General features: G+C 50.3%; 2 protein-coding genes and 1 pseudogene. 2 read left to right on the top strand and 1 reads right to left on the bottom strand.

The window, feature by feature from the left end; genetic code table 11:
• Nucleotides 1-86: 86 nt before the first annotated feature.
• Nucleotides 87-314, top strand: a pseudogene (locus HY36_RS18175) (integrase core domain-containing protein); the annotation flags it as partial.
• Between the two features lie 62 nt (nt 315-376).
• Here HY36_RS18175 and HY36_RS18895 read toward each other — a convergent pair.
• Complete coding sequence (locus HY36_RS18895; protein ID WP_051599949.1) at nt 377-850, bottom strand: MarR family winged helix-turn-helix transcriptional regulator; 474 nt, start codon at nt 848-850, stop codon at nt 377-379.
• Nucleotides 851-1,269: 419 nt separating this feature from the next.
• Between HY36_RS18895 and HY36_RS11375 the strand changes: the two genes are divergently transcribed.
• Nucleotides 1,270-4,185, top strand: a complete 2,916-nt coding sequence (locus tag HY36_RS11375) for a TonB-dependent receptor (protein ID WP_034766449.1) — start codon at nt 1,270-1,272, stop codon at nt 4,183-4,185.
• Nucleotides 4,186-4,238 lie beyond the last annotated feature (53 nt).

Genomic DNA, 4,238 nt, shown 5'->3' on the forward strand with positions numbered 1-4,238 from the left:
TGAGGAAGCGCCAAAAACTCCAGCCCCGAATGAGGGCAATTTTGGGAGCGGTTCAGAAAGGGCTAGACTCTCGAAATGAATGAGGGACGCTTGGGGCTCAGGTCGAGTCCTTCAATGGATCGCTCCGGGACGAGTGCCTCAACATCAACTGGTTCGCCTCCTTGGCCGAGGCAAGGCGGCTGATCGAGGCGTGGAGGCGCGACTCCAATGAGAGCCGGCTTCACATGGCTCACAATGGGCAATCTCCCGACGAGTTTGCCCGTAACGCCAGCCTATGCCATGGTGGCAAGGTCAAAATCGCCACTGGATTTTAACGCCAAGGCCGGACCACCAGACCCAAGCGCGTCAGAATCACAAGTTACTGAAATCACGCAGCTTAATTTTCGGCTGGATTCTTAGGGATTAGCTTTTCAAGACATCGACGGAGGTTTCTAAGATCTTTCTCTTCGAACTCCGCAAATAACTCAGCGGCCACGCGCCTTCCAGCCCGGTCAATTTTAGACCGCCGGGAGAGTGCCAATCTGGAAGGCACGACTCTCCACACACGACGATCCTGACTGTCCGCGACCCGGGATACATATCCACTCCGCTCTAATTGGTCTATCAGAGCCCCGACTGAAGCTCGCCCCAGCTCCATTATCTCGGCTAATTCAGTTTGCGTGGGGTTAGAAAGCCGAAAAACATACAGCATCGCCCTCCATTGTGCCCGCGTCAGTTCCAATGCAGCCATATCCACATCGAATCGACGCCGAAGCTCGCGCGTGACACGGCCTATCAGAAAAGCCAGTTCAATTCGCTCATCGTTCAAGAAATCACTGTCAGCGAATCTTTGATTATTCTTTTGGGCCATTCCAACCAAACCTTGCCATGGTGTCAAAAGTTCAGTCTGGCTTTGTGCAGCTCGATATTCAACCGTTATGTTCAGAGCAAGAAAAAGTGCTGGCTAGATTAATCTAGCCAGCAAGTTTCCCAGAGCTACGGAATGTTGGGAGGACGTCTTCCTGACGATGCGATACCTTTCTCACTTCGTCGGAACGACAATTTTGACATTCCACCACTCAGAAAAGCAGCGGGCACTCGGACTGCCAACTGTTGCAAACTCCATTACTCAAAATTTACGGGCATGTCCATACTGTATGTTAGCGAACTGAGCTTCGCCCCCCCCTGAAAAAATAAAATGCCCCGGCATCCCATCTGCTTGCATATGGTATGACTTCGTACAATGATGCGCAAATCCGCAATAGACGGATACCATAATGGGAGGAAATTATGATTTTCACGAGATTGGCCAAGACAGCATTTCTATACACAACAGTATCGGTTTCGAGCGTCTTGTTCGCAGCCGAAGCTCAAGAAGAAGGTGATGTGAGAAAACTGCGGACAGTTGTTGTCACAACTCAGAAAACTTCAGAGTCGCTTCAGAACGTACCAATAGCTGTTTCTGCTTTTGATGAAGAGGCAATTGATAGACTCCAGTTAACTGGTGGTCCAGATCTCACAAAAGCCGTGCCGAACCTGTCGTTCACAAAAGGACAATTTACCGGCTTCAACCTCAAAATCAGAGGCATAGGAGTGGATGTGGTAGCAACATCCGGCGATGCCGGGGTGGGCATACATCAGAACGACGTCCCCCTTCAATCGAACAGACTTTTCGAATCGGAATTCTTTGACACTGAAAGGGTCGAGATCCTCCGTGGACCACAAGGAACACTCTATGGCCGAAACGCTAATGGGGGAGTGTTCAACCTGATCACCGCCAAGCCGGTTTTCGAAGAATTCCAGGCAGACGCCGCGCTAACTTACGGGAACTATAATTCAGTAAAAGCTAACGGCATGGTCAATTTGCCCGTAGGAGAACGGGTTGCCCTTCGAGTTGCCGGATCTCTCACGCAACGCGACGGGTACGTTGATAATATAGTCACCGGCAACGATATTGACGACCGGGACTTGTGGTCAGTCCGCGCCACTCTTGGATTTGAGCCGACCGACTCATTTAGTGGGTGGCTATTATATGAACATTTCGAAGAAGACGATACGCGTCTTCGCTCGGGCAAGCAGCTTTGCCGGAAAGACCCTCTAGATACTAGCTTTGCGGGAATTCCCATCGCCTTCGAAGATCAGATTTTCACGTCTCAGGGCTGCCTAAGTGCGCCTCTTGACGAGTCGCACGATACGGTGAATTCGGTCGCGACGCTGGCGGGTGGACTAGCTGTTCAGGTTGGACTGCTAAGTGGAGATGCATTCACGGCACCAGCCATTCAGGATTTGCGAACTATTGCGGCAGGATTTGACCCATTTTACCAAGCCGAACAGGATCTGTGGACACTTAGTTTGTCATGGGACATTAACGAAGTCCTGAAATTGACTTCATTGTCGAGTTTCAATGAAACATCTGTATTCTCTCTTGAGGATGTCTCCAAAGTCGAGCCCACAATCACCTTCAATGACTTGTCAGCAATTCCTCCAGGGATAAATCCGCAAGTCGATCTCTATAATTCAGTTTTCCCCGGCGGCGTCGTCAATGACCCGCAGATCGGCCCTTCGAACTTTTATACGGTGGCGGATCCATCCGGTGAGACAACAGAGGCATTTACACAAGAACTGCGTCTACAGTCGGATTTTAGTGGCCCGCTGAATTTCAATCTCGGCGCCATCTATATGGACTATGAGGCGGGCAATGACGATGTAATCGATGGATACTACTTCATAAGCAATGCCCTTACCGGTCTGCTGCAATTACACAACGCATCACTTGCAGCTGGTGGACCACCAGTGATTCCGGGAGTTCCATTCCCTGCAAGCCTTGATGAGTCCAATGTGGATGGCGACTCAAATATCGGCAATTCACTCAACGGCTTGGGACGAAATTACTTCCGGACAGTTTCCCCTTATGAGTTGCAGTCGACAGCGCTCTTCGGGGAAGCATATTATGATATAAATGATGAACTGACCTTCACGCTCGGATTGCGCTACACGAAGGATGAAAAGTCGCAAAAGAATATTCCGACCTATCTCTTCACGCCTGATGTCGTCCGCGCGGATCCATTAGCTCCGGTTCCGGATCCGGCGACAGAGACGAACCTGGACGGAAATGTCGACGGAATTTTCGAGGTTGAATTTGAAGAGGTTACAGGGCGCGCCGGATTTGATTGGACACCGGATTTGTCGTTCACAGATGATACGCTTCTGTATGGCTTTTACTCCCGCGGTTACAAGGGAGGTGGTATAAACCCACCGCAGCCTTCGGAAAATGCCAACGCATTCCCATCAACTTTTGAACCAGAGTTCATCAATGCATACGAAATGGGAACCAAGAATCGGTTCGCAGGAGGCACACAGCAACTTAATCTCGCAGGCTTCTATTATGACTATACGGATTATCAGATCACTCAGGTGATCAACCGCTCATCGGTGAATTTCAATGTCGATGCTGAGGTGTACGGCCTGGAGATTGAATATCTTTGGGCGCCCGGAAGTAACTGGCTGCTGTCTGCAAATATCGGTTTGCTCGAATCTAAGCTGGTTGATGTTTTTGCGATTGACGTCCTTGATCGCACGGCCGGTAACTCCGATTTCGTGGTTCTGAAGAACGCGGCAAGCTATTCGAACTGCGCTGTTTCCGCAGAAGGGTATGCAACGATTTTAGGCGCAATCGAGGCCGGGCAACTTGGCGCGGGCTCTACCGCTGGGCTGTGTCTTGGCAGTTTTGCAGGTCAGGAGGCGACTTTTGGGCTGGGAAATGTGTCCTATGTCGATGGGGACGGATCACTCCGCACAATCGGCGCATTGACGCCATTCGACGGCGTCAACAAAAACCTCAGCGACAACAATCTGCCGGGTGCTCCGGATACTACGCTAAACTTGGCAGCGGAGTATACTTTTCCATCTCTTGGTAATAGTAGCTGGGATCTGACAATCCGCGGTGATTATTACTATCAGACGGAGAGCTTTGCTCGTATCTGGAATGTTCCGCGCGACGAGATTTCCAGCTGGGAAAATGTCAATCTTTCTCTTGTCTTGGCGAATAATGACACCGGCTTCCAAATCACAGCTTTTGCCAAAAACCTGTTTGACGAAGAGGTGATAACGGGAGCCTATTTGCAGGACGACAGCCCTGGACTTTATAGCAATGTGTTTCTGACTGAACCGGCATTGTACGGAGTCACAATTTCGAAATCATGGTAGCAAGTACCGACGAAACATGACGCTGGTCTGCCTCCCGAAAAGTGGTCCGTTAT

The sequence above is a fragment of the Hyphomonas atlantica corrig. genome (genome assembly GCF_000682715.1).
Taxonomy (GTDB): Bacteria; Pseudomonadota; Alphaproteobacteria; order Caulobacterales; family Hyphomonadaceae; genus Hyphomonas; species Hyphomonas atlantica.